Source organism: Stenotrophomonas sp. JC08 (assembly GCF_052180205.1).
Taxonomy (GTDB): Bacteria; Pseudomonadota; Gammaproteobacteria; order Xanthomonadales; family Xanthomonadaceae; genus Stenotrophomonas.
Genome location: NZ_CP197473.1, coordinates 214368 through 237952 on the forward strand (window position 1 = coordinate 214368; position 23585 = coordinate 237952).

Here is a 23585-nt window from a genome sequence, read left to right on the forward strand (position 1 = left end):
AGCCACGTGAGCAAGGCCGATGCGCAACTGTTGAGTTCCGACCTGACCGCACAGGCGGCGCTGCTCGCCTCCGGCGCGCTGAGCAGCCGTGAGCTGGTGCAGCAGCAGCTGACTGCCATCGCCGCCAGCCAGCCGGTGATCAACAGCTATCTGCAGGTCGATGCCGAAGCCGCGCTGGCGGCCGCGGCCGAATCCGACCGCCGCCGTGGCGCCGGTATGGCCGGGCCGCTGGAAGGCCTGCCGGTCGCGGTGAAGGACAACATCGACGTGGCCGGCATGATCACCACCGCCGGCATGGAAACCCGCCGGCACGACACGCCGGCGGCGGCCGACAACCCGGCGGTGGCGGCGTTGCGTGCGGCCGGCGCGGTGATCGTCGGCAAGCTCAACATGCACGAAGCGGCGATGGGTGCCGACAACGACAACCCGTTCTACGGCGCCTGCCACAACCCGCATCGTCCGGGCTACACGCCGGGCGGCTCCAGCGGTGGCAGTGGCGCGGCGGTCGCGGCGGGGCTGTGTTCGGCGGCACTGGGTACCGACACGATGGGCTCGGTGCGCATTCCGGCCAGCTACTGCGGCGTGGTCGGGCTGAAACCGAGCTGGGGCGCGCTCAGCACCCGTGGCACCGTGGCCTTGTGCCGGCGGCTGGACCATATCGGCCCGTTGACCCGTTCGGCGCGCGATCTGGGCGTGTTGCTGCAGGTGATGGCCGGCTTCGATGCGGACTGCGCGCAGTCGCGGGCGATCCACTTCGCACCGGTGCAGGCCGGTCCCTTGCGGATCGGTGTGGTCGATTTCGGCACCGCTGCCGAGGTGGCGGCCGATGTGCAGGGTGCCTTCGAGGAAGGCCTGCGTGTGCTGTCCGGCCTGGGCCACCGCCTGCAACCGTTGCCGGCACCGCAGTTTAGTTCGGGCCAGGCGCGCCGTGCCGGCCTGCTGATGTGCGAGGCGGAGATGCTGGTTGAACATGCCGAAGCGTGGGCCGGCGACCGCGGCAAATTCTCGCCGTTGCTGGTCAAGCTGATGTCCTGGGCCGAAGGCCGCAGCGCCGCCGACCTGGCCGCCGCCTCGCAGCTGGCCGACCGTGCGCAGGTGCAGCTGCAGCAGTGGCTGGCACAGTGCGACGTGCTGGTGATGCCGACCGCGCCGCAACGCGCGTTCGCCTTCGGCACGCCGGTGCCGGCCAGCCAGGCCGACCTGACCGCCTACGCCAACATGGCCGGCAATCCCGCGCTGTCGGTGCCGCTGCCGGTGGCCGCCGGTGAACTGCCGGCCGGCATGCAGCTGGTCGGGGCGATCGGTACCGAGAAGACCCTGATCGCGTTGGCCGAGGCGTTCCAGCAGGCCACCGCCTGGCAGCCTGCGCTGCCGCAGGCCTGCAACGCATGGTGGCCGCAATGAAGCTGCTGGACGGCGTTCGCGTCCTCGACCTGTCACGCATCCTCGCCGGGCCGTGGGCCACGCAGGTGCTGGCCGACTTCGGTGCCGAGGTGATCAAGGTCGAGCGCCCCGGCGTGGGGGATGATACCCGCAGCTGGGGCCCGCCCTATCTGAAGGATGCCGCCGGCAACGACACCGCCGAATCGGCCTATTACCTGTGCGCCAACCGGGGCAAGCGTTCGGTGGCCATCGACTTCACCACCGCCGGTGGCCAGGCGCTGATCCGCGAACTGGCCAGCCGCTGCGACGTGCTGGTGGAGAACTACAAGGTCGGCGGGCTGAAGAAGTACGGGCTGGATTTCGCCAGCCTGCATGCCATCAATCCGAAGCTGGTGTATTGCTCGATCACCGGTTACGGGCAGGATGGTCCGTATGCGCGACGCGCCGGCTACGACGCGGCAATCCAGGCCATCGGCGGGCTGATGAGCGTGACCGGCGAGCCCGATGGCGCGCCCGGTGCCGGCCCGCAGAAGGTGGGTGTGGCGGCGACCGACCTGATGACCGGCATGTACGCGGCCACCGCGATCCTGGCCGCGTTGCGTCATGCCGAACGCACCGGCAGCGGTCAGCAGATCGATCTGGCGCTGCTGGACACGCAGGTCGCGTGGCTGGCCAACCAGGCGTCGAACTATCTGGTCGGTGGCGTGGTGCCGCAGCGGCAGGGCACCGCCCATCCCAACATCGTGCCGTACCAGGTGATGCCGGCGGCCGATGGCTATTTCATGCTGGCGGTCGGCAATGACGGCCAGTTCGCGCGCCTGTGCGAGGTGATCGGCGAACCGCAGCTGGCGGCCGATCCGCGCTATGCGAGCAACAACGCGCGTGTCGCCCATCGCGGTGAACTGGTGGCATACCTGCAGCAGCGCCTGCGCACGCGTCCGGCGGCCGAATGGCTGGCGTTGCTGGAGCAGGCGGTGGTGCCGGCCAATCCGGTCAACCGCATCGACCAGGTGTTCGACGATCCGCAGGTGCAGGCGCGCGGGCTGCGCATCAGCCTGCCGCATGCCGGTGGTGGCGAGGTGGCGATGGTGCGCAATCCGCTGAAATTCTCGGCCACCCCGCTGCAGTACACGCAGGCGGCGCCGGTGCTGGGACAGCACACTGTGCAGGTGCTGGAGGAAGTGCTGGGTGTCGACGGCGAGCGCCTGCGGCAGCTGCAGGCCGACGGCGTGGTCGGGCGCTAAAGACGAAGGCCGTCGGCGCCGGGCACGCATGGCATGCGGCGGAGCCTGCGCTTCCGCTGCTCAGCTGCCGCCGGGAAAGCCGTGCTGGCGCCACGCCTCGAACACCACCACCGCCACCGAGTTGGACAGGTTCAGGCTGCGGTTGTGGGGCTGCATCGGCAGGCGCAGGCGGCGGCCGCCGGGCAGTGCATCGAGCAGGTCCTGCGGCAGCCCGCGGGTTTCCGGGCCGAACAGGAACGCATCGCCATCGGCGAACGGCACGCTGTCGTAGCGCACGCTGCCGCGCGTGCTCATTGCGAACAGGCGCTTGGGCGCGATGCGCGCCAAGGCGGTCTCCAGGTCCGGATGGACCTGCATCTGCGCGTATTCGTGGTAGTCCAGCCCGGCGCGCTTGAGCTGCCTGTCACTGAGGTCGAAGCCGAGCGGTTCGATCAGGTGCAGCCGCGCGCCGGTGTTGGCGCAGAGCCGGATCACGTTGCCGGTATTGGGCGGGATCTCGGGCTGGTACAGCAGGACGTCGAAAACAGGGGCGGAAGTCATCGGCGCAGTTTACGCCGCGACACGTCGGGCAAGCTGTGCTCAGCGGCTCGGCAGACCCTGCACGACCACCTTGGCGGCGGCTTCGGCGGCGATGTCGGCGGCCTTGGCCTGCACCTGCCGCAGGCCGGGGCGCACGCTGATGGCCGGCAGCATGATGCCCTGGCCGATGCTGGCGCCGATGGCGACCGGCGTGTGCGCGGCCAGGCGGGTGACGGCCTGCTCGGCCATCAGCTCGACGATCTGGCCGACGGTCGGGCGCACCTGCACGGTGGCCAGGGTGGGAATATTGCTGTTGCGCTCGTGTTCGGCCTGGGCCAGCTGCTCGGCCGAGGGGCGGACCTGCACGGTTTCCAGGGTGACGATTTCCGATGCCTGTACCGAAGAAGCAAACGCGGTGCCGGCAACAAGGGCGATGGCAATGGCGATGGACTTGGTGTTCATGACGTGGCCTACTTGGTGTGTGTGAACAGCGGTGTGGTAGTAATGTAGTACACCAGTTCTTGATGTGCAAGAAAAACATCGCTTTCTGTAATTTTGTTCAGCAACCAGTCATTCAGTGGCTGATCCGTTTTTCCGCAGGCAATACCACGCAGGTCGCGTGCCAACGCCATATCGTTGATATCCAAGGGTTTTCAGGGCGGTGCGAGTGTCCGCTGTCCGGACAGCGCTGGCGGCGTGGACGGTATTGCCGGACATCGGCCTGCGGACAATTCCCACATGACCGATGGGCGGTGTGCCGGACCGGTGGGACGGGTAGCATCTGTGCTCCCATTCATGCCCAAGGAAAGTGGAATGAACGCAGCAGTTCCCCGCACCGCCCTGCTCACGCTGGCGCTTGGTGTCGCCCTCGGAGGATTCGTCGGCACGCCGTTGCTCGCCGAGGCCAAGCCCGCCCCGGCCGCCGCGCCCACGGTGGACATTCCCTATGAGGAATTCACCCTGCCCAACGGCCTGCGCGTGGTGGTGCACACCGATCGCAAGGCGCCGATCGTGGCGGTGAACATCTGGTACCACGTCGGTGCCAAGGACGAGCCGAGCGGCCGCACCGGCTTCGCGCACCTGTTCGAGCACCTGATGTTCCAAGGCAGCGAAAACCACAGCGGCGAGTTCTTCGAGCCGTTCACCCAGGTGGGTGCCACCAGCCAGAACGGCACCACCAACACCGACCGCACCAACTATTTCCAGAACGTGCCGACCACCGCGCTGGACATGGCGCTGTGGATGGAATCGGACCGCATGGGCCATCTGCTCGGCGCGATCGACCAGGCGGCGCTGGACGAGCAGCGCGGCGTGGTGCAGAACGAGAAGCGCCAGGGCGAGAACCAGCCCTATGGCCAGGTGTGGGACAAGCTGACCCGCGCGCTGTACCCGGCCGGGCACCCGTACCACCACGGCGTGATCGGCTCGATGAACGATCTCAACGCCGCCTCGCTGGATGACGTCAAGACCTGGTTCAAGACCTGGTACGGCCCCAACAACGCGGTGCTGGTGCTGGCCGGTGATATCGATGTGGCCACCGCCAAGGAGAAGGTCGCGCGTTATTTCGGCGACATCCCGGCCGGCCCCACCATGGCCCAGCCGGCGGTGAACGTCGCCCAGCGCCCGGCCAGCACCCGCGAGGTGATGACCGACAAGGTGCCGCAGGCACGCATCTACCGTGCCTGGAACGTGGCCCAGACCGGCACCACCGATATCGACCAGCTGCAGCTGTTCGCGCAGGTGCTGGGTGGTGCCAAGGCCTCGCGCCTGGACCAGCGCCTGCTGCACAAAGAGCAGCTGGTGGACAACATCGGCACGATGGTCGGTCCGTCGCAGCTGGGTTCCAATTTCATCATCATGGCCACGGTCAAGCAGGGCGTGGACCCGGCCAAGGTCGAGGCGATCATCGACGAAGAGCTGAGGAAGCTGATCGCCGAAGGGCCCAGTGCCGATGAGCTGGCGCGCGGCAAGACCGCGTTCCGTGCCGGCTTCATCCGCGGCATCGAGCGTATCGGCGGGTTCGGCGGCAAGGCCGATGCACTGGCCGAGTGCGCGGTGTTCGAAGGCGATCCGGGTTGCTTCCGCACCTCGCTGGCCAACATCGACCGCGCCAGCGCCGCCGACCTGAAGGCGGTGGGCGCCAAGTGGCTGGGCGTGGGCGACCACACCCTGGTGGTGGAGCCGGGCGAGCGCGTGGCACTGGAGGAACTGCCCTCGGGCACGCCGGCCCCGTTCAACGTGCCGGCGGTCGATCCCAAGTACAGCGTTCTGCCGAGCCAGGTGGACCGCAGCACCGGCGTGCCGCAGACAAAGGTCTTCCCGGAGCTGAAATTCCCGCAGCTGCAGCGCGCCACGCTGAAGAACGGCACCCAGGTGGTGCTGGCCGAGCGCCATGACATTCCGGTGGTGCAGTTCAGCTACGAGTTCCCGGGCGGTTTCACCGCCGACCAGGGGCGAAAGCCGGGCACCGCCAACTTCACCATGGGCATGCTCGATGAGGGTGCCGGCAAGCTCGGCTCGCTGGCGTTCGCCGACGCCGCCGATGCACTGGGCGCGCGCATCGGTGCCGGTGCCTCGCTGGATGGCGCCAATGTGTTCATGTCGGCGCTGAAGGAGAACCTGGTGCCGTCGCTGGCGCTGTATGCCGATGCGCTGCGCGTGCCGCGCTTCGACCAGAGCGAGATCGACCGCATCAAGGCCACCTGGATTGCCGGCATCCAGCAGGAGAAGGTCAACCCGAACGCGGTGGCCCTGCGCGTATTGCCGCCGCTGCTGTACGGCGAAGGCCATCCGTATGCGATCCCGTTCACCGGCAGCGGTGACGAGGCGGCGATCCAGTCGCTGGGCCGTGACGACCTGGTGGCCTTCCACAAGGCCTGGGTGCGACCGGAAGGCGCCACCCTGGTCGTGGTCGGCGACACCACGCTGAAGGAAATCGTGCCGCTGCTGGAGCGCCAGTTGGGCGACTGGAAGGGCGAGGGTCCGGCACCGGCGGTGGCCGCTCCGGTCGACGTGGAACGTCCGCAGGGCACCCGCGTATACCTGATCGACCAGCCCGGCGCGGTGCAGGCCAGCCTGTTCGCCGGCGAAGTGGTGCCCTCGACGATGGACCCGGGTGCGACCCGTTTCGACATCGCCAACGGCGTGCTCGGCGGCGACTTCACCTCGCGCCTGAACATGAACCTGCGCGAGGACAAGCACTGGTCCTATGGCGCACGTTCGATGGCGTCCAGCGCCCTGGGCCAGCGGCCGTGGATGGCGATCGCACCGGTGCAGATCGACAAGACCGCCGAGGCGCTGAAGGAAATGAACGCCGAGATCAGCCAGTTCGCCAGCGGCGCGCGTGCGCCGACCGACGCGGAGGTTGCGCGCATCCGCAACATCCAGACGCTGAGCCTGCCCGGCGCCTATGAAACCGCCAGCGCGGTGATGAACACCATCGGCGGCATCGTGCGTTACCAGCGCCCGGATGATTACGTGTTCAAGCGCAAGGCCGAGATCGAGGCGATGACCCCGGCGCAGGTGGCCGAAGCGGCGAAAACGCTGGATCCGTCCAGGCTCACCTGGGTCGTGGTCGGTGACCTCAAGCAGACCGAGGCACCGGTGCGCGCGCTGGAGCTTGGCGAAGTCACCGTGGTCGACGCCAACGGCAAGCCGGTAGAGAAGAAGTAAGCGGCCCGCCTGCTGGCGGTTCTCAACGTCCCTCTCCCGTTCGTGGGGGAGGGGCGGATCATCACGCGTTCATCCATTCCCGGCACAATCCGTTCCGGCTTTCATCTTCAAGGAATTCCCCATGCGCATCGTGTTCCTGTCCGTCCTGATCGCCAGCACCGCCGCCTGCACCTGGGTGCCGATCGAATCCGGCGGCAAGGCCGTGCGCGTACTGCCGGCCGGTCCGGTCGCGCCCGGCTGCGTGGCCAAGGGCGAGATCGTGGTGTCGGTGAAGGACAAGGTCGGCTTCTACAACCGCAACCCGCTGCGCGTGCAGGAAGAGCTGGAAACCCTGGCCCGCAACGAGGCGCCCAGTGCCGGCGCCAACGCCGTGCAGGCCAGCAACCAGCCGGTCGATGGCAGCCAGCGCTTCTCCGCCTGGCAGTGCCCGCCGCGCTGAAAATCCAGCGGCGTCATCACCGGCGGCCATCCGCAGCGGCCCGCAAAGCTGCGTCCAATCGCGGAAAACAGGCACTTCCGCGTTCCATACGCCGAAGTGCCTATTTGTAAAGATGCGGTGAAATGACGCAGGCGCTAGAATAGCGCCCCCTTCGCCTGAGTCCTGGCGCTTTCCGATGCCTTTCCAGAACGTCTCGATCGCGGGACTGGCGCATATTGATGCGCCGCATACGCTGACCTCCAAGGAAATCAACGAGCGGCTCCAGCCCACGCTGGAACGTTTGGGGATCCGTGCCGACGTGCTGGGCGATATCGCCGGCATCCACGCGCGCCGTCTTTGGGACCAGGGCACCCAGGCCTCAGATGCGGCCACCATGGCCGGCCAGAAGGCGCTGGACGATGCCGGCATCGGCGCCGATAAGATCGGCCTGCTGATCAACACCTCGGTCAGCCGTGATTACCTGGAGCCGTCCACCGCTTCGATCGTGTCCGGCAACCTGGGCATCGGCGAGGACTGCGTCACCTTCGACATCGCCAACGCCTGCCTGGCCTTCATCAACGGCATGGACGTGGCCGCGCGCATGCTCGAGCGCGGCGACATCGACTACGCGCTGATCGTCGACGGCGAGACTTCCAACCTGGTCTACGAAAAGACCATGGAACGGATGATGGCCCCGGACATCACCGCGCAGCAGCTGCGCGATGAAGTGGCCGCGCTGACCACCGGTTCCGGTGCCGCCGCCATGGTGCTGGCCCGTGCCGAACTGGTGCCCGATGCGCCGCGCTACAAGGGCGGCGTGACCCGCGCGGCCAACCAGTGGAACAAGCTGTGCGTGGGCAACCTGGACCGCATGGTCACCGATACCCGCCTGCTGCTGATTGAAGGCATCAAGCTGGCCACCAAGACCTTCGAGGCCACGCGCGAGGCGCTGGGCTGGGCGGTGGACGAGATCGACCAGTTCGTCATCCACCAGGTCAGCCAGCCGCACACCAACGCCTTCATCAAGGCCTTCGGCATCGACCCGAAGAAGGTGATGACCATCTTCGGCGAGCACGGCAACATCGGCCCGGCCTCGGTGCCGATCGTGCTGAGCAAGCTGCGCCAGCTGGGCAAGCTCAAGAAGGGCGACCGCGTCGCGCTGATGGGGATTGGTTCCGGCCTGAACTGCACCATGGCCGAAGTGGTCTGGTAACAGCACCACCCCGCGCCGCCTCCGAACGCCCGCCGGTCCCGCCTGCGGGCGTTTCGCGTTTCTGGCGGAGCCGTTGAGGTGAGCTCAGTCGTGTAGTGCCTCGGCCACCCGCTGCCGCAACACCGGCAGCAGTTCACTTTCGAACCACGGGTTGCGTGCCAGCCACAGCCGGTTGCGCGGGCTGGGATGCGGCAGCGGCAGCACGCCGTGTTGCAGATGGGTGCGCCAGGCCTGCACGGTGTCGGTGAGGGTGCGGCCGCGACGGGGGCCGAGCAGGCCGGCCTGTGCGTACTGGCCGATGGCCAGCGTCAGCCGCACCTGCTGCAGTCGTGGCAGCAGCAGCGGCTGCCACGTTGGCGCGCATTCCGGGCGCGGTGGCCGGTCGCCACTTCTGCCGGTGCCGGGAAAGCAGAAACCCATCGGCACGATGGCGATGCGTGCGGCGTCGTAGAACGTGGCCGTGTCGATGCCCAGCCAGTCACGCAGGCGATCACCGCTGGGATCGTTGAAGGGAATGCCGGTTTCATGGACCTTGCGTCCCGGCGCCTGGCTGACGATCAGCAGGCGTGCGGACGGGGCCGCCTGCAGCACCGGGCGGCAGCCCAGCGGCAGGTGGGCTTCACACAGGCGGCAGGCGCGGATGCGTGCCATCAGCTGCTCGAAGGGTTCGCTCACGGTGGCCCCGGTGCGGTATTGCGACAGCCGCCATTGTGGCCCGGCCACGCCGCCACTTCACCGGGCCGGGGCGCGCCCGGGGGGCATGGCCTACAATGCGCGCCTTGTCCGTGACTGCGTGATTTCCCCGATGCTGTACCCCGGCTATCCCACAACCCGCCACCGTTTCGAGGTCCGTCCGGGACTGTCGATGAACTACCTCGACGAAGGTCCGCGCGATGGCGAGGTGGTGGTGATGCTGCACGGCAATCCGTCGTGGAGCTACCTGTGGCGACACCTGGTCAACGGCCTGAGCGACAAATACCGCTGCATCGTGCCGGATCATATCGGCATGGGCCTGTCGGACAAGCCCGATGACAGCCGCTACGAGTACACGCTGCAGTCGCGCGTGGACGATCTGGACGCGCTGCTCAGGCACCTGGGCATCACCGGCCCGGTGACGCTGGCGGTGCACGACTGGGGCGGCATGGTCGGCTTCGGCTGGGCGCTGTCGCACCACGACCAGGTCAAGCGGCTGGTGATCACCAATACCGCCTCCTTCCCGCTGCCGGCGGAAAAGCCGATGCCGTGGCAGATCGCGATGGGCCGGCACTGGGGCCCGGGCGAGTGGTTCATCCGCACCTTCAATGCGTTCTCCTCCGGCGCCTCGTGGCTGGGCGTGAGCCGCAGGATGCCGGCCGACGTGCGCCGCGCCTATGTCGCCCCGTACGACAGCTGGGCCAACCGCATCTCCACCATCCGCTTCATGCAGGACATCCCGCTGTCGCCGGCCGACAAGGCCTGGTCGCTGCTGGAACGCGCCGCCGCGGCGCTGCCGTCGTTTGCCGACCGCCCGGCGTATATCGCCTGGGGCCTGCGTGATTTCTGCTTCGACCACCACTTCCTGGAAGGCTTCCGCAAGGCCTTGCCGCAGGCCGAGGTCACCGCGTTCGAGGATGCCAACCACTACGTGCTGGAAGACAAGCACGAAGTGATCGTGCCGGCGGTAAGAGCGTTCCTGAAGCGCAACCCGCTGGGTTGAGTTGGGGGATGGGAGCGCCGCTCCTGCACACGCGGTGTGCCAAGCTGTGGGCCCTTTCCACAGGAAGTGACGGATGGATTTCGACAGTCTGGACCGCCAGTTGCGTGACAGTGCGCAGGACCGCAGCCTGAGCAACGAGGAGCGCTCGTTACTGCGCGAGCTGGGTGAGGAGCTGCCGCCGGACCGGCTGCGTTTCATGCGCAATCGCGCGTTCGACATCGCCCGCGAGCAGATCAGCGCGCATCCGGCCGAGGCCCTGCCGGTGCTGAAGTGGGTGGAGCAGGTGGTGCGCACCCTCGACGCCAACGCCGGCCCGGTCGAGACCCTGACCAGCACCTATTTCTCACCAGGCGATGCCTGCATGCAGCGGCTGCGCGCGCTGTGCGCCGGTACCCGGAAGACATTGGATATCTGCGTGTTCACCATCTCCGATGACCGCCTGAGCGGCGTCATCCTGGAGGCCTACAAACGTGGCGTGGCGGTGCGCATCGTCAGTGACAACGACAAGGTGTATGACGCCGGCAACGACATCCGTCGCCTGCATGAAAGCGGTATTCCGGTGCGCGTGGACCATAGCGAATACCACATGCACCACAAGTTCGCGCTGTTCGACGGCAGGCAGCTGGCCAACGGCAGCTTCAACTGGACGCGCACCGCGACCGAGCACAACGACGAGAACCTGGTGGTCAGCAACGATCCCAACCTGGTGCGCAGTTTCGCGCAGCAGTTCGAGCTGCTGTGGGGGCGCTACAAGGCGTTCTGAGCAGCGGTGGCGATTGCCGTCCCGGGAATGGGTTGTTGGCCTTGTTGTGGCCATTCCCACCTTCGTGGGAAGGATCGCGCAACCGCCTGCGCCGTTCCGCTCAGGCCGCGATGGGAGACGGTGGGGAGGGCGTGTTGCCGCTGTCGTCCGGCTGCGGGCCGTCGTTGTCGGCGTCATCGCGCCAGCGCCAGTCGGCTGGTGTCAGCGGCGTCAGACCATGGCCGGCGCGGGCACGATCGCACTGAGGGCTGGCCTGGCCGTATTCCCACGAGGCATCCACTTCGCGGCAGACGCTGGGGCGATGGGGAAGGATGGTGCAGCGCGAATACACGCCGATGTCCGCATCCAGTGCCACGCAGCGGACCGGATCGGAATGGGTGCCCTGCATGCACAACCGGTGCGGGTCCAGCCGCCGGGTCAAGGCGTGCGGCACGCCGCCTTCGCCGGCTTCATCCGATTCCATCCAGTGGAAGGCGACACGGTACTGGGCGCAGCAGGCGCCGCAGCTGAGGCAGGGATGGGGCATGGGAGCCGGCCTTGGGGCGGCAATGCGGATGGGGAAGCTGGAGGATTTTCCATGCTGCCGATCCGCGCGCAAGAAATTTCTGCAGCGGTGACAATATGCCGATGAACGATTCCTGCAACATCGCCGCGCGCCTGCCCGAACTGGCGCGTGAACGGCCCGACCAGATCGCCATCCGCTGCCCCGGCAAGCCTGCCGCCAATGGCATGGCCGCCTACGACGTCACCCTCGATTACCGCACGCTCAATGCGCGCAGCGATGCCATCGCTGCCGGGCTGGCCGCCTACGGCATCGGCCGCGGCGTGCGCGCGGTGGTGATGGTGCGGCCGGGCCCGGAATTCTTCCTGCTGATGTTCGCGCTGTTCAAGATCGGCGCGGTGCCGGTGCTGGTCGATCCGGGCATCGACAAGCGCGCGCTCAAGCAGTGCCTGGACGAGGCGCAGCCGCAGGCCTTCATCGGTATCCCGCTGGCGCAGCTGGCGCGCCTGCTGCTGGGCTGGGCCAAGTCGGCCACGCGGCTGGTCACGGTCGGCACGCGCTGGGGCTGGGGCGGCAGCACGCTGGCGAAGATCGAAGCGGCCGGTGCCGGTGCGGGCAGCCAGTTGGCCGCCACCGCGCCCGATGACACCGCCGCGATCCTGTTCACCAGTGGCTCGACCGGCGTGCCCAAGGGCGTGGTCTATCGCCACCGCCACTTTGTCGGCCAGGTGGAACTGCTGCGCAACGCCTTCGGCATGCAGCCCGGCGGTGTGGATCTGCCGACCTTCCCGCCGTTCGCGCTGTTCGATCCGGCGTTGGGGCTGACCTCGGTGATCCCGGACATGGACCCGACCCGGCCCGGCAGCGCCGATCCGCGCAAACTGCACGACGCCATCGCCCGGTTCGGCGTGACCCAGCTGTTCGGTTCACCGGCGCTGATGCGGGTGCTGGCCGAGCACGGCCAGCCGCTGCCGACAGTGACCCGCGCCACCTCGGCCGGTGCGCCGGTGCCGCCGCAGGTCGTGGAAAAGATCCGCGCGCTGATGCCGGCCGACGGCCAGTTCTGGACGCCGTATGGCGCCACCGAATGCCTGCCGGTGGCGGTGATCGAAGGCCGTGAACTGGTGCAGACCCGCACCGCGACCGAAAGTGGTGCCGGCACCTGCGTCGGCCGCGTGGTGGAACCCAATGAAGTGCGCATCATCGCGATCAGCGACGAACCCATCGCCGACTGGAGCGCTGTGCGCGAACTGCCGGCAGGCGAAGTCGGCGAGATCACCGTGGTCGGCCCGACCACCACCGACAGCTATTTCAACCGCCCGCAGGCCACCGCCGCGGCCAAGATCCGCGAGGTGTTGGCCGACGGCGGCGAGCGCATCGTGCACCGCATGGGTGATGTGGGCTGGTTCGATGCGCAGGGCCGGCTGTGGTTCTGCGGGCGCAAGACCCAGCGCGTGGAAACCGCCGCCGGGCCGCTGTATACCGAGCAGGTCGAGCCGGTGTTCAACACCGTGCCGGGCGTGCGCCGCACCGCGCTGGTCGGCGTGGGCAAGCTGGGCAGTCAGCTGCCGGTGCTGTGTTACGAACTGCTGCCGGGTGCCGCCGCGGCCACGGTCGAGCCGCAGCTGCGCGCGCTGGCGGCGACGCAGCCGGCGCTGGCCGGCATCGGCCATTTCCTGCAGCATCCGGCGTTTCCGGTGGATATCCGCCACAACGCCAAGATCGGCCGCGAGAAACTCGCGCTATGGGCCACCGGGCAATTGAAGGAGCGTGCATGAAGATCCTGGTTACCGGCGGTGGCGGTTTCCTCGGCCAGGCTCTGTGCCGCGGGCTGGTCGCGCGTGGTCACGAGGTGCTGAGCTTCAACCGCGGCCACTACCCGGCGCTGCAGGCGCTGGGGGTGGGGCAGATCCGTGGCGACCTGGCCGATGCCAATGCGGTGCATCACGCCACCGCCGGGGTGGACGTGGTATTCCACAATGCCGCCAAGGCCGGCGCGTGGGGCAGCTACGACAGTTATTTCCAGGCCAATGTGATGGGCACCCGCAACGTGCTGGCCGCCTGCCGGGCGCACCGCATCGGCCGGCTGGTCTATACCTCCACGCCGAGCGTGACCCATCGCGCCACCCATCCGGTGGAAGGGCTGGGCGCGGATGAAGTGCCTTACGGTGAGGACTTCCAGGCGCCGTACGCGGCGACCAAGACGATCGCCGAGCAGGAAGTGCTGGCTGCCAACGGTGCCGATCTGGCCACCATCGCGCTGCGTCCACGCTTGATCTGGGGGCCGGGCGACCAGCAGCTGCTGCCGCGGCTGGCCGAGCGAGCACACGCCGGACGCCTGCGTTTCGTCGGCGATGGCCACAACAAAGTCGATACCACCTACATCGACAACGCCGCACAGGCGCATTTCGATGCGTTCGACCATCTGGTGGTCGGCGCGGCCTGCGCCGGCAAGGCCTATTTCATTTCCAATGGTGAGCCGCTGGAGATGCGTGAGCTGCTCAACCGCCTGCTGGCCGCGGTCGGTGCGCCCGCCGTTGAAAAGACGATTTCGTTCAAGGCCGCCTACCGCATCGGCGCGGTCTGCGAAAAGCTGTGGCCGCTGCTGCGGTTGCGTGGCGAGCCGCCGATGACGCGCTTCCTCGCCGAGCAGCTGTGTACGCCGCACTGGTATTCGATGGAGCCGGCGCTCCGCGATTTCGGCTATGTGCCGAAGGTGTCGATCGGGGAGGGATTGCGCCGGCTGGCCGAGGCGCACGCAGGCGGTTGAGCGGACGTCATCATCCGGCAATCACGTTGCCATCACCGTGTGCCGACCGCGCAGCCGTGAGCATGGAGCCCTATTCCAACGACGGAGCTCCCGCATGCTTCATTACGCCATCATCTTCTTCGTGATCGCCATCATCGCCGCGTTGCTGGGTTTTTCCGGCATTGCCGGTGCAGCCAGCAATATCGCCTGGATCCTGTTCGTGGTGTTCCTGATCCTTGCGGTGATCTCGCTGTTCCGCAGGAAGGGATAACCCCGGCAGGCCGCAGGACACGGGCCCGCAATCTCCGAAGAATTGCGGGCCCTGCGGTTTCCGCAACCGGATCAGGCCGCGGGAGTGATCGAGCTGTTCAGCGCCTTGTCGGCAGCATGGCGTTCCAGTGCCAGTTCAAGCAGACGGGTGATCAGCGCGGTGTAACCCAGGCCGCTGGCGCCCCACAGCTTGGGATACATGCTGATGCGGGTGAAGCCGGGCAGGGTGTTCAGTTCGTTGATGACCACCTCGCCGGTGGCGGTGAGGAACACGTCCACGCGCGCCATGCCGATGCAGTCCAGCGCCTGGTAGGCGCGGATGGCGATCTGGCGGATACGTTCCTGCGCCTCGGCCGGGATATCGGCCGGGATCACCGTCTCCGCACCGCTGGCGCTGATGTACTTGGTGTCGTAGGCGTAGAAGTCGTCATGTACCACCACCTCGCCGCAGACGCTGGCCTCGGGGCGGTCGTTGCCCAGCACCGCGCATTCGATCTCGCGGCCGTCGATCGCCGACTCCACCAGTACCTTGTGGTCGAACGACAGCGCCAGCGCCATCGCGGTGGCGAACTCGGCGGCATTGCGCACCTTGCTCACGCCCACCGACGAGCCCTGGTTGGCCGGCTTGACGAACAGCGGCGTGCCCAGCTGGGCGACCAGTGCGTCGTAATCGGCCGCCGCCGCGGTGACATGGTTGAAGCAGGCGAACGGTGCCACCGCCAGACCGGCATCACGCAGCAGGCGCTTGGCCATGTCCTTGTCCATCGCCGCGGCCGCGCCGAGTACGCCGGGGCCGGCGAACGGCAGGTTCAGCGTGCGCAGCAGGCCCTGCAGGGTGCCGTCCTCGCCCAGGGTGCCGTGCACGATCGGGAACACCACATCGATCTGCGGCACGGCGCTGCCATCGGCGGCGACCAGCTGCGCGCGTTCGGCACCGGGCAGCACCGACAGCAGCGGGCCGGCCGTGTTCAGCGCGATGGTCTTGGGATCGTCGGCGTTTAGCAGGAAATCGGCCGCATCGCACAGGTGCCACAGGCCCTGCTTGTCGATGCCGACCAGGCTGACGTCGAAGCGCTCCTTGTCCAGCGCATCAAGGATGTTCTTCGCCGACTGCAGCGAGACCTCGTGTTCGGCCGAACGACCGCCAAAGATGATGCCGACGCGGGTCTTGCCCATTGCCTGTGCTCCTGCCGATTCCTGTTGGGGGATGCATAGCATGAACCTTCCGGCGCCCGCCTGCGCGCATGCATGGCGGTTGTCTGTCCGTTGATCCCCGTGCGCCGATGCGCTGGCGCGGGCAGGTAGAATGCCCGCCATGCCTGCATCCCCCTTCAAGATGATCAAACCGCTGGCCGGCCGCGCGCTGGAAGTGGCGCTCAACCGCGCGCTGGCGCTGGACCCGGATACCCGTACCGCGTTGGCCGCGCTCGATGGCCAGCGCATCGCCCTGACCTTGGAATCGCCCGCGCTGGCGATGCAGATCGGGGTCAGCGGCCCGCGCCTGACCGTGGGCCCGGTCGATCCGTCGCAGGAAGCCGATCTGGCCGTGCGCAGCACGCTGGGCGGGGTGCTGGCGCAGCTGCCGTTCCTGGCCAATGCGCGCCGTGGCAACAGCGCGCCGGCCGGGCGGGTGAAGGTCTCCGGCGACGCCGAGCTGGCGCGGCGCCTGCAGCAGCTGGCCACGCGCTTCGATCCGGACTGGCAACAGCCGTTCGTCACCGCCTTCGGCGAAATCCTCGGCGTGCAGATCGCCCAGACCCTGCATGCGGCCCTGTTGCAGGCGCGTCGCAGCGCCAGGGACCTGGCCGAGACCGCCGCCGAATACGTCACCGAGGAATCACGCGATGTGGTGCCCCGGGCCGAACTGGATGCCTTCCATGACGATGTGGACGTGATCCGCGACGATGTCGAACGCATGGCCGCGCGCGTGGCGCGTCTGCGCCAGCGCAGCGGAGGTGCCGCATGAAGGCGACCCGCGCGATGTTCCGTGCCAGCCGCATTGGCCGGGTGATCCTGCGCTACCGCCTGGATGCGCTGCTCGACGGCACCCCGGTTGAGCGCTGGTTGCGGCTGGCCAAACCGTTCGTGCCGCGCGCCAGTGCCGAGGTGGCGTCGTTGTCGCGCGGTGCGCGGCTGCGGCTGGCGTTGCAGGAGCTGGGGCCGATCTTCGTCAAGTTCGGGCAGATCCTGTCCACCCGTCGCGACCTGGTGCCGCCGGATGTCGCCGCCGAGCTGACCCTGCTGCAGGACCGGGTCAAGCCGTTCGACGGCGAACGTGCGTTGCAGATCGTCGAGCAGGCGCTGGGCCTGCCGATCACCGAGGCCTTCGCCAGTTTCGACACCACGCCGCTGGCCTCGGCCTCGATCGCGCAGGTGCATGCGGCCACGCTGGACGGCGGCCGCCAGGTGGTGGTCAAGGTGCTGCGTCCGGATATCGAAACGCAGATCGCCGGCGATATCGCCCTGCTCAAATCGCTGGCCGCACTGGTCGAGCGCACCCATCCGCGTGCCGACAAGATCCGCCCGCGCGAAGTGGTGGCGGAGATCGAGACCACGTTGGCGGCAGAGCTGGACCTGCAGCGCGAGGGCGCCAATGCCAGCGTGCTGCGCCGCTTCTGGCAGGATTCGGACGACCTCTATGTGCCCGAGGTGATCTGGAGCCACACCGCCGAGCGCGCACTGACGCTGGAACGGGTGTGGGGTATTCCGTCGGATGACATCGCCGCGCTGGACAGCGCCGGCATCGACCGCAAAGCGCTGGCCGCCAAGGGCGTGCGCGTGTTCTACACGCAGGTGTTCCGCGACAATTTCTTCCACGCCGATGCGCACGCCGGCAACATCTGGGTCGATATCGATCCGGCGCGCCGCGACAACCCGCGTTTCATCGCGCTGGATTTCGGCATCATGGGCCAGCTCTCGGAAGAGGACCAGTTCTACCTGGCCGAGAACTTCATGGCGATCTTCAACCGCGACTACCGCCGCATCGCCGAGCTGCACCTGCAGGCGCAGTGGATGCCGAACACGGTGCGCATCGACGAGCTGGAAGCGGCGGTGCGCGCGGTGTGCGAGCCGTACTTCACCCGGCCGCTGTCGCAGATCTCGCTGGCCGAAGTGCTGATGAAGCTGTTCCGCACCGCCCAGCGCTACCAGCTGACCCTGCAGCCGCAGCTGATCCTGCTGCAGAAGACGCTGCTGAACATCGAAGGCGTGGGCCGCCAGCTCGACCCGCAGCTGGATATCTGGGAAGTCGCCAAGCCGGTGCTGGAGCGCATCCTGCGCGAACGTTACAGTCCGCGGCGTGCGCTCAAGGAGCTGGGCAAGCGCCTGCCGGAAATCATGACCCAGGCCCCGGACATGCCGGCCCTGCTGCACAGCTGGCTGCGCCAGCAGGTCGAGGGCAGGCATGAGCTGGCGATGCGCTCACAGGACATCGTCAACCTTGACAGGACCTTGAAGCGTCTGCAGCGGCGGGTGGTCACCGCGGTGACCGGCGTCGGCCTGGTGGTGGTGTCGGCACTGCTGTACGGGCTGCAGGCCGGTGGCCCGCTGCTGGCGGCGGTGCCGCTGTGGTCGTGGATCACCGGCGGCGTGGGCGTGCTGGCGCTGGCCTCGGCGTGGCTGCGCCGATGAGCGCCACAGCCACCGCGGTACCGACGGTCGTCAGCAACGAACGCATCGACAGGGAGCGCTTCACCGGTGCCAGGGTCGTGAACACGCATTTCCGCAACTGCGATTTCTCCGGCGCCGACCTGACCGGTACCGAGTTCGTGAACTGCGTCTTCTACGATCCGGATACCCAGACCGGCTGCCGCTTCAACGGTGCGCAGCTCAAGGAAGCCAGCTTCCGCCAGTGCGACCTGAGCATGTGCGGCTTCGCGTTCGCCAAGGCGCTGGGGCTGGAGATCGCCGAGTGCCGGGCGCAGGGCGCGGATTTCTCCAACGCCAGCTTCATGAACCAGATCACCGCACGCACCTGGTTCTGCAGCGCCTTCATCAAGCAGTCCAACCTGAGCTACGCCGATTTCTCTGGCGTGACGCTGGAGAAATGTGAGCTGTGGGAGAACCGCTGGGTCGGCGCCAACGTATCGGGCGCGAACTTCAGCGGATCGGACATGTCCGGCGGGGATTTCTCGTCGCTGGACTGGCGTGCGGCCGATTTCACCCATTGCGACCTGACCGGTTCGGAACTGGGCGACCTCGACCTGCGCACGGTCGACCTGGAAGGCGCCCGTCTCGACACCCTGCAGGTCGCGCAGCTGATGCTGCGCATGGGCATCACGGTCGAACCGCTGAAGTCCTGATGCCCACAGGCCCTGCCGCTCGACCGCGCGGGGCCTCCACGAAACGGGCCGGCGCAGGGCAGGCCCGAACAGGTAGGCCGAACTATGGATCACGACACGACGACATCGCTGCCCGACCGGACGTTGCCGGTGCTGTACGCCGACGACTGGCTGGCCGTGGTCGACAAGCCGGCCGGGCTGATGGTCCACGACAGCAAGCTGGCGCGTGGCGAGGACGACTTCCTCGCCGACCGCCTGCGCGAGCAGCTGGGCAAGCCGATCTTCCTGATCCACCGGCTGGACCGTGCCACCAGCGGCTGCCTGCTGCTGGCCTTTGACCGCGATAGTGCCAGCGCGCTGGGCAAGGCGTTGATGGGCGGCGAGGTGGAGAAGGACTATTTGGCCGTGTGCCGCGGCTGGCCGGCCGAAGCGGCCTTCACCGTCGACCATGACCTGGATGGCGGCCCCGGCAAGCCGCTCAAGAAGCCGGCCATCACCCGGTTCCAGACGTTGCGGCAAGGCGAGTTGCCGATCCCGTCCAATGGCTTTCCGACCTCGCGCTATGCACTGCTGCGCTGCCAGCCGCAGACCGGGCGTTTCCGGCAGATCCGCCGGCACCTGAAGCATGTGTTCCATCACCTGATCGGCGACACCAGCCACGGTGATGGCCGCCACAACCGCACGTTCCGCATGCAGGGCGTACACCGCATGCTGCTGCATGCCGAGCGGCTGGCATTTCCGCATCCGCAGGATGGGCGGCGGATCGAGGTGGTCGCACCGCTGGATGCGGCCTTCGACAAGGCGGTCCGGCTGCTGGGCTGGAGCACTCCCTGACACTGCGCGGCCGGTTTCCGCGAAGCAGTACGAACCGCTGCATTTCCGCCATCGATCGATGCCCGGCGTTGCCCGGGCATCGGCGGCGCGCCGGAGCTACTGCACTACCGGTTGCGCGTTCCGGACCCGCTCCAGCAGTGCTGTGACCTCGGGGTTTTCCGGCACCTCTTCATGCAGCTGTTCCAGCAGTACCCGCGCCTCGTCCAGCCTGTCCTGCCGGTAGAGCACCTGTGCCATGCCTTGCCCGGCGTCGTTGTCGCCCGGGGACAGCTTCAACGCCTGCTCGAACGCGGCACGTGCACCCTCCAGGTCTTCCAGCCGCAGCAGCGCGAAGCCCAGCCCGCTGGAGGCATCGGAGCGTGGATTGGGCATCAGGCTGGCGGTGTGGAAACTGTCGCGGGCCAGGTCGTTGTGTTCCTGGCGCAGGCGGATCCAGCCCTGCGCTACATAGGCCGAATAGTCCAGGGGCTGCACGCTGTGCAGCTCGCGCAGTGCGGCATCGTATTGCTGCTGGCGGAACAGGCGCCGCCCGCGTTCGTTGGCCAGCTGGCGCGGCGTGCGGTCGTGCTGGACCGAGCCCTCGAACTGGCGGGTATCGACGGTACCGTGCTTTTCCAGATAGTCGCGCACGTTGGCGGCACGGTGCAGGCCCAGGTAGCAATGGATATACACGGTGCCGGGGGTGTTGATCGCGGTCTCGGCGGCGGCACGCGAGTTGCGCTCGTAATCCTCGCCGAAGCGCTGGCCGAGGATGCTGCCCATCGGGAAGTTGTGTACTTCGATGCCCAGCTTGGCCGCGCGCTTCTTCTCTTCCTCCAGCAGCACCGCCTCGTAGGGCACCTTGGGATTGAGCAGGCTGATGATGGTGGTCACGCCTTCGTCCTTCAGACGGTCCATGTCGGCCTGCACGGGGTAAGGCCCGAAGACGAAACGGGCCGATGTGATCGACTGCTGGGCCCGCCATGGCTGCACCACGAAGCTGGCCGGGTTCAACAGGACCCAGACACCCGCGGCAAAGCCGGCCACTGCGAGGATGGCGATGAGGGCCAGCCATTTGTTCCGTGTGGACTTGTTCATTCCTTTCCCCTGATTGATTGGCGTGCGGCGTCTAATATGCCCTTTTATGTGACTTGCGTCACGAAGTCGCAGGAATTTTTTTGGGAAGTCAGCCGGAGCGCGCCGTTGCCGGCACAGACTTCACTCCGTCTGCCCCAGCGCGATCGGCTGAGGCGCGTAGCCGGACCGGGCTCTGCCCGCTGCGCGGCTGTCAGGGAAATCCGATGCTGGATTAGCATATTGCGCAGGGACTATCGAGGCCTTTCTGTAACTTGATTGACTCTTTGGTGTGATATGGGTCACACTTTTCTCGAGCCTGACACCTGCATCACGTCGATTGCGTTGTGATCACCGTCGGCGGTCTTTCGTAATCAGGTGGGCAATGGGGGGCGGGTGATGGAAGGGACTCTCTCTGACCCGATAGTGGTACGGGTCGCATATTGGGTTGCGGTATCGACGTTGCTGCTGGCGGTCGTCCTGCTGACGACGATCCTGCTGCTGCGTATCCGTACGCAACGACGTGAGCAGCGCGATGCGCAGGCGATGCAGTACTGGACGCAGATCCTGCGCCAGGAACTGGAAACGCCCGGCGTCGTGGTGCGCGGTCTGGAGCGGGGGGAGGTGGCCGGCTTCCTGGAGGCCTGGAACGCGGTTCACGAACCGCTGGACGACTCCGCCTCGCGCCGCCTGATTCCGGTGGGTACCCGTGTCGGGCTGGCGGATGCGGCCCGCAAGTTGCTGCGCCGCGGCTACCACGACCGCGCGATGGCGATCATCGCCATGGGACACCTGCGCGATCCGCGGGTGTTCGATGACATCGCCCCGCATCTGCGTGATCGCAGCCCGATTGTCTCGCTTTGTGCCGGCCGTGCGCTGGCGCAGATCGATTCCTCGCGGGCGATGACGATGTTCGTGCCGCTGATCCTCGAGCGCGAGGACTGGGCGCCCGGCAGCGTCGCGCGCATCCTGGCCGAGAACAGCGATGGCAGCGCCGGGCGTGAGCTGTCCAAATCGCTGTTGCGGGCCAATGCCGACACCACGGTGAAGCTGGTGCGTTTCCTGGCCGATATCGACCCGGCGCGTGCGGCAGAGGTCATCCACCAGTTGATGGGCAGCGATGTGGACGACCGGCTGCTCTCGGTCTGCCTGCAGCTGGTCAACGACCGCCGCGAACTGGGGCGGGTGCGCAAGCTGCTGCACGCCACCCGCTGGCATGTGCGCATGCACGCCGCCTCGGCGCTGGCCCGCATCGGCGAGGCCGGTGATCACATGAACCTGGAGCCCTTGCTGTCCGACAGTGTCTGGTGGGTGCGCTATCGCGCCGCCCAGGCCATGTTGATGCTGCCGGGCATGGATTCGGGCAAGTTGCTGGCGATACGCGAGCGGACCAGCGATGCCTACGGCCGCGGCATTATCGACCACGTGCTGGCCGAACAGAACCTGAGGGCAGCGGTATGAGCGGATACCTGCACGTGATCGTGACCTACCTGCAACAGGTGCCGTGGGTGCGGCTGATGGTATCGCTGCAGTGGGTGTTCATCGCCTACTTCGCCGCGATCAACATCGCCTACCTGATCCTGAACTACATCTCCGCATTCCAGATCGCGCGCTACATGCGCGAGTACCGCGCCAACTATCTGCCGCGCGGGCTGAGGGAATACCAGCCGCCGGTGAGCATCATCCTGCCTGCGCACAACGAGGAGACATCGGTGGTGTCGTCGGTGCGCTCGCTGCTCAACACGGTCTATCCGGAATACGAGATCGTCATCGTCAACGATGGCTCCAGCGACGGTACCCGCCAGGCATTGATCGATGCGTTCGGGCTGGTGCAGGTGCCGGAGGCCTACCGTTGCCGGCTGCAGAGCGCCCCGGTCCATGGTGTCTACGCCTCGTCCAGCCATCCCAACATCCGTATGGTGGACAAGGACAACGGCGGCAAGGCCGATGCGATCAACGCCGGACTGAACTGCGTGCGCTATCCGCTGTTCTGCGTGATCGACGCCGACAGCATCCTGCAGCCGGAAAGCCTGTCACGTGTGGTCCGGCCCTTCCTGGAAGACGGCCGGGTGGTGGCCAGCGGCGGCGTGGTGCGGGTACTCAACGGCTGCACGGTGAAGAACGGCATGCTGTCGAAGGTCGGGCTTCCCGAACGATTGCTGCCGGGCTTCCAGCTGGTGGAATACCTGCGCGCATTCCTGTTCGGGCGGATGGGCTGGTCGCCGGTCAACGCGCTTCTGATCATCTCCGGCGCGTTCGGTGTGTTCTACAAGGAGCGGGTGATCGCCATCGGCGGCTACCGTCTGGATACGGTGGGCGAGGACATGGATCTGGTGATCCGTCTGCACCGCAACCTGCGCGAAGAGGGACGGGACTACCGCATCGTCTTCGTTCCCGACCCGGTCTGCTGGACCGAGGCACCGTCGGACCTCGCCTCGCTTGGCGCCCAGCGCATCCGCTGGCAGCGCGGACTTGCCGAGAGCCTGTGGTCCAACCTGCGATTGATGTTCAGCCGCCGCGGCGGTATTGCCGGCTGGATCGCCTTTCCCTTCATGCTGCTGTTCGAATTCCTGGGTCCGGTGATCGAGGTGACGGGCTACGTGTCGATGATCGTGCTGGCGGTGCTGGGACTGGTGCCGCTGGAAACCGCGTTGATCTTCCTCGCCGCGGCGGTCGGCATGGGCATCCTGCTGTCGGTCAATGCAATGTTGCTGGAGGAAATCTCCTTCCGCCTCTACGCGCGGCCGGCACAGCAGGTGAAGCTGTTCGCGCTGGCGGTGCTGGAGAACTTCGGCTATCGCCAGATGAACTCGTGGTGGCGCTTTGTCGGCACGCTGCGCTGGCTGTTCGGCAAGCACAAACGCCACAACTGGGGGCGCATCAAACGCGATGGCTCCTGGCAGCAGGTTCCCGAGCCGGCGCCACCGCCGGAGGTGATGATGGCCGGAGCCTCGCGTCCCAGGACCCAGAAATGAAACACAGGAACCCT

The 23585-nt window shown here is 67.2% G+C and carries 23 protein-coding genes; 16 read left to right on the forward strand and 7 right to left on the reverse strand.

Annotated features, from left to right (window positions below; all coding sequences use genetic code 11):
* The first annotated feature begins 6 nt into the window (after positions 1 to 6).
* A complete protein-coding gene (locus ACSBPQ_RS00895; RefSeq protein ID WP_442683215.1) occupies positions 7 to 1404 on the forward strand; it encodes an amidase in 1398 nt (465 codons plus the stop codon).
* On the forward strand, positions 1401 to 2627 hold the full coding sequence (locus tag ACSBPQ_RS00900; RefSeq protein ID WP_442683216.1) for a CaiB/BaiF CoA transferase family protein: 1227 nt from the start codon (positions 1401 to 1403) through the stop codon (positions 2625 to 2627). Before ACSBPQ_RS00895 ends, ACSBPQ_RS00900 begins: the two co-directional genes overlap by 4 nt.
* Before the next feature lie 60 nt (positions 2628 to 2687).
* Here the strand turns inward: ACSBPQ_RS00900 and trmL are convergent, their stop codons facing one another.
* The 3 genes from trmL to ACSBPQ_RS00915 are packed head-to-tail and all read right to left on the reverse strand — an operon-like array spanning position 2688 to position 3793.
* The gene (trmL, locus tag ACSBPQ_RS00905) at positions 2688 to 3167 is read right to left on the reverse strand and encodes a tRNA (uridine(34)/cytosine(34)/5-carboxymethylaminomethyluridine(34)-2'-O)-methyltransferase TrmL (RefSeq protein WP_442683217.1); all 480 of its coding nucleotides are present in this window, start codon (positions 3165 to 3167) and stop codon (positions 2688 to 2690) included.
* A gap of 39 nt (positions 3168 to 3206) precedes the next feature.
* Positions 3207 to 3608, reverse strand: a complete 402-nt coding sequence (locus ACSBPQ_RS00910; protein WP_442683218.1) for a hypothetical protein — start codon at positions 3606 to 3608, stop codon at positions 3207 to 3209.
* An 8-nt stretch (positions 3609 to 3616) separates the two neighbouring features.
* Positions 3617 to 3793 carry a hypothetical protein gene (locus ACSBPQ_RS00915; protein ID WP_442683219.1) on the reverse strand — a complete coding sequence of 59 codons (177 nt, stop codon included), beginning with the start codon at positions 3791 to 3793 and terminating at the stop codon, positions 3617 to 3619.
* Between the two features lie 166 nt (positions 3794 to 3959).
* Between ACSBPQ_RS00915 and ACSBPQ_RS00920 the strand changes: the two genes are divergently transcribed.
* The 3 genes from ACSBPQ_RS00920 to ACSBPQ_RS00930 all read left to right on the forward strand — a co-directional run bounded on the left by ACSBPQ_RS00920 (position 3960) and on the right by ACSBPQ_RS00930 (position 8449).
* Positions 3960 to 6818 (forward strand): M16 family metallopeptidase, encoded by a 2859-nt coding sequence (locus ACSBPQ_RS00920; RefSeq protein ID WP_442683220.1) that lies wholly within the window; start codon positions 3960 to 3962, stop codon positions 6816 to 6818.
* A gap of 121 nt (positions 6819 to 6939) precedes the next feature.
* Positions 6940 to 7257: a DUF4156 domain-containing protein gene (locus ACSBPQ_RS00925; RefSeq protein ID WP_442683221.1), complete on the forward strand. Its 318-nt coding sequence runs from the start codon at positions 6940 to 6942 to the stop codon at positions 7255 to 7257.
* A gap of 175 nt (positions 7258 to 7432) precedes the next feature.
* Positions 7433 to 8449 carry a 3-oxoacyl-ACP synthase III gene (locus tag ACSBPQ_RS00930; RefSeq protein ID WP_442683222.1) on the forward strand — a complete coding sequence of 339 codons (1017 nt, stop codon included), beginning with the start codon at positions 7433 to 7435 and terminating at the stop codon, positions 8447 to 8449.
* Positions 8450 to 8533: 84 nt separating this feature from the next.
* Here ACSBPQ_RS00930 and ACSBPQ_RS00935 read toward each other — a convergent pair whose 3' ends face one another.
* Positions 8534 to 9124 carry a uracil-DNA glycosylase family protein gene (locus ACSBPQ_RS00935; protein ID WP_442683223.1) on the reverse strand — a complete coding sequence of 197 codons (591 nt, stop codon included), beginning with the start codon at positions 9122 to 9124 and terminating at the stop codon, positions 8534 to 8536.
* A gap of 130 nt (positions 9125 to 9254) precedes the next feature.
* Here ACSBPQ_RS00935 and ACSBPQ_RS00940 point away from each other — a divergent pair, with 130 nt between their 5' ends.
* Together ACSBPQ_RS00940 and ACSBPQ_RS00945 are read left to right on the forward strand one after the other, a co-directional pair.
* Entirely contained in the window at positions 9255 to 10145 is an 891-nt protein-coding gene (locus ACSBPQ_RS00940) for an alpha/beta fold hydrolase (RefSeq protein WP_442684614.1), read from the forward strand.
* 73 nt (positions 10146 to 10218) lie between these two features.
* Positions 10219 to 10908, forward strand: a complete 690-nt coding sequence (locus ACSBPQ_RS00945; RefSeq protein ID WP_442683224.1) for a phospholipase D-like domain-containing protein — start codon at positions 10219 to 10221, stop codon at positions 10906 to 10908.
* Between the two features lie 100 nt (positions 10909 to 11008).
* Here the strand turns inward: ACSBPQ_RS00945 and ACSBPQ_RS00950 are convergent, their stop codons facing one another.
* The gene (locus tag ACSBPQ_RS00950; RefSeq protein WP_442683225.1) at positions 11009 to 11434 is read right to left on the reverse strand and encodes a YkgJ family cysteine cluster protein; all 426 of its coding nucleotides are present in this window, start codon (positions 11432 to 11434) and stop codon (positions 11009 to 11011) included.
* 101 nt (positions 11435 to 11535) lie between these two features.
* On the opposite strand from ACSBPQ_RS00950, the gene oleC reads away from it, so the two are divergent.
* The 3 genes from oleC to ACSBPQ_RS00965 all read left to right on the forward strand — a co-directional run bounded on the left by oleC (position 11536) and on the right by ACSBPQ_RS00965 (position 14430).
* A complete protein-coding gene (oleC, locus tag ACSBPQ_RS00955) occupies positions 11536 to 13188 on the forward strand; it encodes an olefin beta-lactone synthetase (RefSeq protein ID WP_442683226.1) in 1653 nt (550 codons plus the stop codon).
* Positions 13185 to 14180: a 2-alkyl-3-oxoalkanoate reductase gene (gene oleD / locus ACSBPQ_RS00960; protein ID WP_442683227.1), complete on the forward strand. Its 996-nt coding sequence runs from the start codon at positions 13185 to 13187 to the stop codon at positions 14178 to 14180. Before oleC ends, oleD begins: the two co-directional genes overlap by 4 nt.
* 94 nt (positions 14181 to 14274) lie before the next feature.
* Entirely contained in the window at positions 14275 to 14430 is a 156-nt protein-coding gene (locus tag ACSBPQ_RS00965) for a DUF1328 domain-containing protein (RefSeq protein ID WP_442683228.1), read from the forward strand.
* A gap of 71 nt (positions 14431 to 14501) precedes the next feature.
* Here ACSBPQ_RS00965 and ddlA read toward each other — a convergent pair whose 3' ends face one another.
* Positions 14502 to 15605, reverse strand: coding sequence for a D-alanine--D-alanine ligase (gene ddlA / locus ACSBPQ_RS00970; RefSeq protein WP_442683229.1), 1104 nt, complete (start codon positions 15603 to 15605; stop codon positions 14502 to 14504).
* Positions 15606 to 15744: 139 nt separating this feature from the next.
* On the opposite strand from ddlA, the gene ACSBPQ_RS00975 reads away from it, so the two are divergent.
* The 4 genes from ACSBPQ_RS00975 (at position 15745) to ACSBPQ_RS00990 (ending at position 19543) form a co-directional block, all read left to right on the forward strand.
* Complete coding sequence (locus ACSBPQ_RS00975) at positions 15745 to 16395, forward strand: ubiquinone biosynthesis accessory factor UbiJ (protein ID WP_442683230.1); 651 nt, start codon at positions 15745 to 15747, stop codon at positions 16393 to 16395.
* Positions 16392 to 18059: a ubiquinone biosynthesis regulatory protein kinase UbiB gene (gene ubiB / locus ACSBPQ_RS00980; protein ID WP_442683231.1), complete on the forward strand. Its 1668-nt coding sequence runs from the start codon at positions 16392 to 16394 to the stop codon at positions 18057 to 18059. Before ACSBPQ_RS00975 ends, ubiB begins: the two co-directional genes overlap by 4 nt.
* The gene (locus ACSBPQ_RS00985; RefSeq protein WP_442683232.1) at positions 18056 to 18730 is read left to right on the forward strand and encodes a Qnr family pentapeptide repeat protein; all 675 of its coding nucleotides are present in this window, start codon (positions 18056 to 18058) and stop codon (positions 18728 to 18730) included. The genes ubiB and ACSBPQ_RS00985 overlap by 4 nt, the downstream gene beginning before the upstream one ends.
* An 84-nt stretch (positions 18731 to 18814) precedes the next feature.
* Positions 18815 to 19543, forward strand: a complete 729-nt coding sequence (locus ACSBPQ_RS00990) for a pseudouridine synthase (RefSeq protein WP_442683233.1) — start codon at positions 18815 to 18817, stop codon at positions 19541 to 19543.
* 96 nt (positions 19544 to 19639) lie between these two features.
* Here ACSBPQ_RS00990 and ACSBPQ_RS00995 read toward each other — a convergent pair whose 3' ends face one another.
* Positions 19640 to 20620, reverse strand: coding sequence for a tetratricopeptide repeat protein (locus ACSBPQ_RS00995; RefSeq protein WP_442683234.1), 981 nt, complete (start codon positions 20618 to 20620; stop codon positions 19640 to 19642).
* Between the two features lie 438 nt (positions 20621 to 21058).
* Here ACSBPQ_RS00995 and ACSBPQ_RS01000 point away from each other — a divergent pair, with 438 nt between their 5' ends.
* Complete coding sequence (locus ACSBPQ_RS01000; RefSeq protein WP_442683235.1) at positions 21059 to 22057, forward strand: HEAT repeat domain-containing protein; 999 nt, start codon at positions 21059 to 21061, stop codon at positions 22055 to 22057.
* The gene (locus ACSBPQ_RS01005; protein ID WP_442683236.1) at positions 22054 to 23571 is read left to right on the forward strand and encodes a glycosyltransferase family 2 protein; all 1518 of its coding nucleotides are present in this window, start codon (positions 22054 to 22056) and stop codon (positions 23569 to 23571) included. The genes ACSBPQ_RS01000 and ACSBPQ_RS01005 overlap by 4 nt, the downstream gene beginning before the upstream one ends.
* Positions 23572 to 23585 lie beyond the last annotated feature (14 nt).

Excerpts from the sequence above, each read along its gene's own strand:
- ACSBPQ_RS00900 (WP_442683216.1), top strand. The coding sequence starts at position 1,401 with ATGAAGCTGCTGGACGGCGTTCGCGTCCTCGACCTGTCACGCATCCTC.
- trmL (WP_442683217.1), bottom strand. The coding sequence starts at position 3,167 with ATGACTTCCGCCCCTGTTTTCGACGTCCTGCTGTACCAGCCCGAGATC.
- ACSBPQ_RS00910 (WP_442683218.1), bottom strand. The coding sequence starts at position 3,608 with ATGAACACCAAGTCCATCGCCATTGCCATCGCCCTTGTTGCCGGCACC.
- ACSBPQ_RS00920 (WP_442683220.1), top strand. The coding sequence starts at position 3,960 with ATGAACGCAGCAGTTCCCCGCACCGCCCTGCTCACGCTGGCGCTTGGT.
- ACSBPQ_RS00925 (WP_442683221.1), top strand. The coding sequence starts at position 6,940 with ATGCGCATCGTGTTCCTGTCCGTCCTGATCGCCAGCACCGCCGCCTGC.
- ACSBPQ_RS00930 (WP_442683222.1), top strand. The coding sequence starts at position 7,433 with ATGCCTTTCCAGAACGTCTCGATCGCGGGACTGGCGCATATTGATGCG.
- ACSBPQ_RS00940 (WP_442684614.1), top strand. The coding sequence starts at position 9,255 with ATGCTGTACCCCGGCTATCCCACAACCCGCCACCGTTTCGAGGTCCGT.
- ACSBPQ_RS00945 (WP_442683224.1), top strand. The coding sequence starts at position 10,219 with ATGGATTTCGACAGTCTGGACCGCCAGTTGCGTGACAGTGCGCAGGAC.
- ACSBPQ_RS00950 (WP_442683225.1), bottom strand. The coding sequence starts at position 11,434 with ATGCCCCATCCCTGCCTCAGCTGCGGCGCCTGCTGCGCCCAGTACCGT.
- oleC (WP_442683226.1), top strand. The coding sequence starts at position 11,536 with ATGAACGATTCCTGCAACATCGCCGCGCGCCTGCCCGAACTGGCGCGT.
- oleD (WP_442683227.1), top strand. The coding sequence starts at position 13,185 with ATGAAGATCCTGGTTACCGGCGGTGGCGGTTTCCTCGGCCAGGCTCTG.
- ACSBPQ_RS00965 (WP_442683228.1), top strand. The coding sequence starts at position 14,275 with ATGCTTCATTACGCCATCATCTTCTTCGTGATCGCCATCATCGCCGCG.
- ddlA (WP_442683229.1), bottom strand. The coding sequence starts at position 15,605 with ATGGGCAAGACCCGCGTCGGCATCATCTTTGGCGGTCGTTCGGCCGAA.
- ACSBPQ_RS00975 (WP_442683230.1), top strand. The coding sequence starts at position 15,745 with ATGCCTGCATCCCCCTTCAAGATGATCAAACCGCTGGCCGGCCGCGCG.
- ubiB (WP_442683231.1), top strand. The coding sequence starts at position 16,392 with ATGAAGGCGACCCGCGCGATGTTCCGTGCCAGCCGCATTGGCCGGGTG.
- ACSBPQ_RS00985 (WP_442683232.1), top strand. The coding sequence starts at position 18,056 with ATGAGCGCCACAGCCACCGCGGTACCGACGGTCGTCAGCAACGAACGC.
- ACSBPQ_RS00990 (WP_442683233.1), top strand. The coding sequence starts at position 18,815 with ATGGATCACGACACGACGACATCGCTGCCCGACCGGACGTTGCCGGTG.
- ACSBPQ_RS00995 (WP_442683234.1), bottom strand. The coding sequence starts at position 20,620 with ATGAACAAGTCCACACGGAACAAATGGCTGGCCCTCATCGCCATCCTC.
- ACSBPQ_RS01005 (WP_442683236.1), top strand. The coding sequence starts at position 22,054 with ATGAGCGGATACCTGCACGTGATCGTGACCTACCTGCAACAGGTGCCG.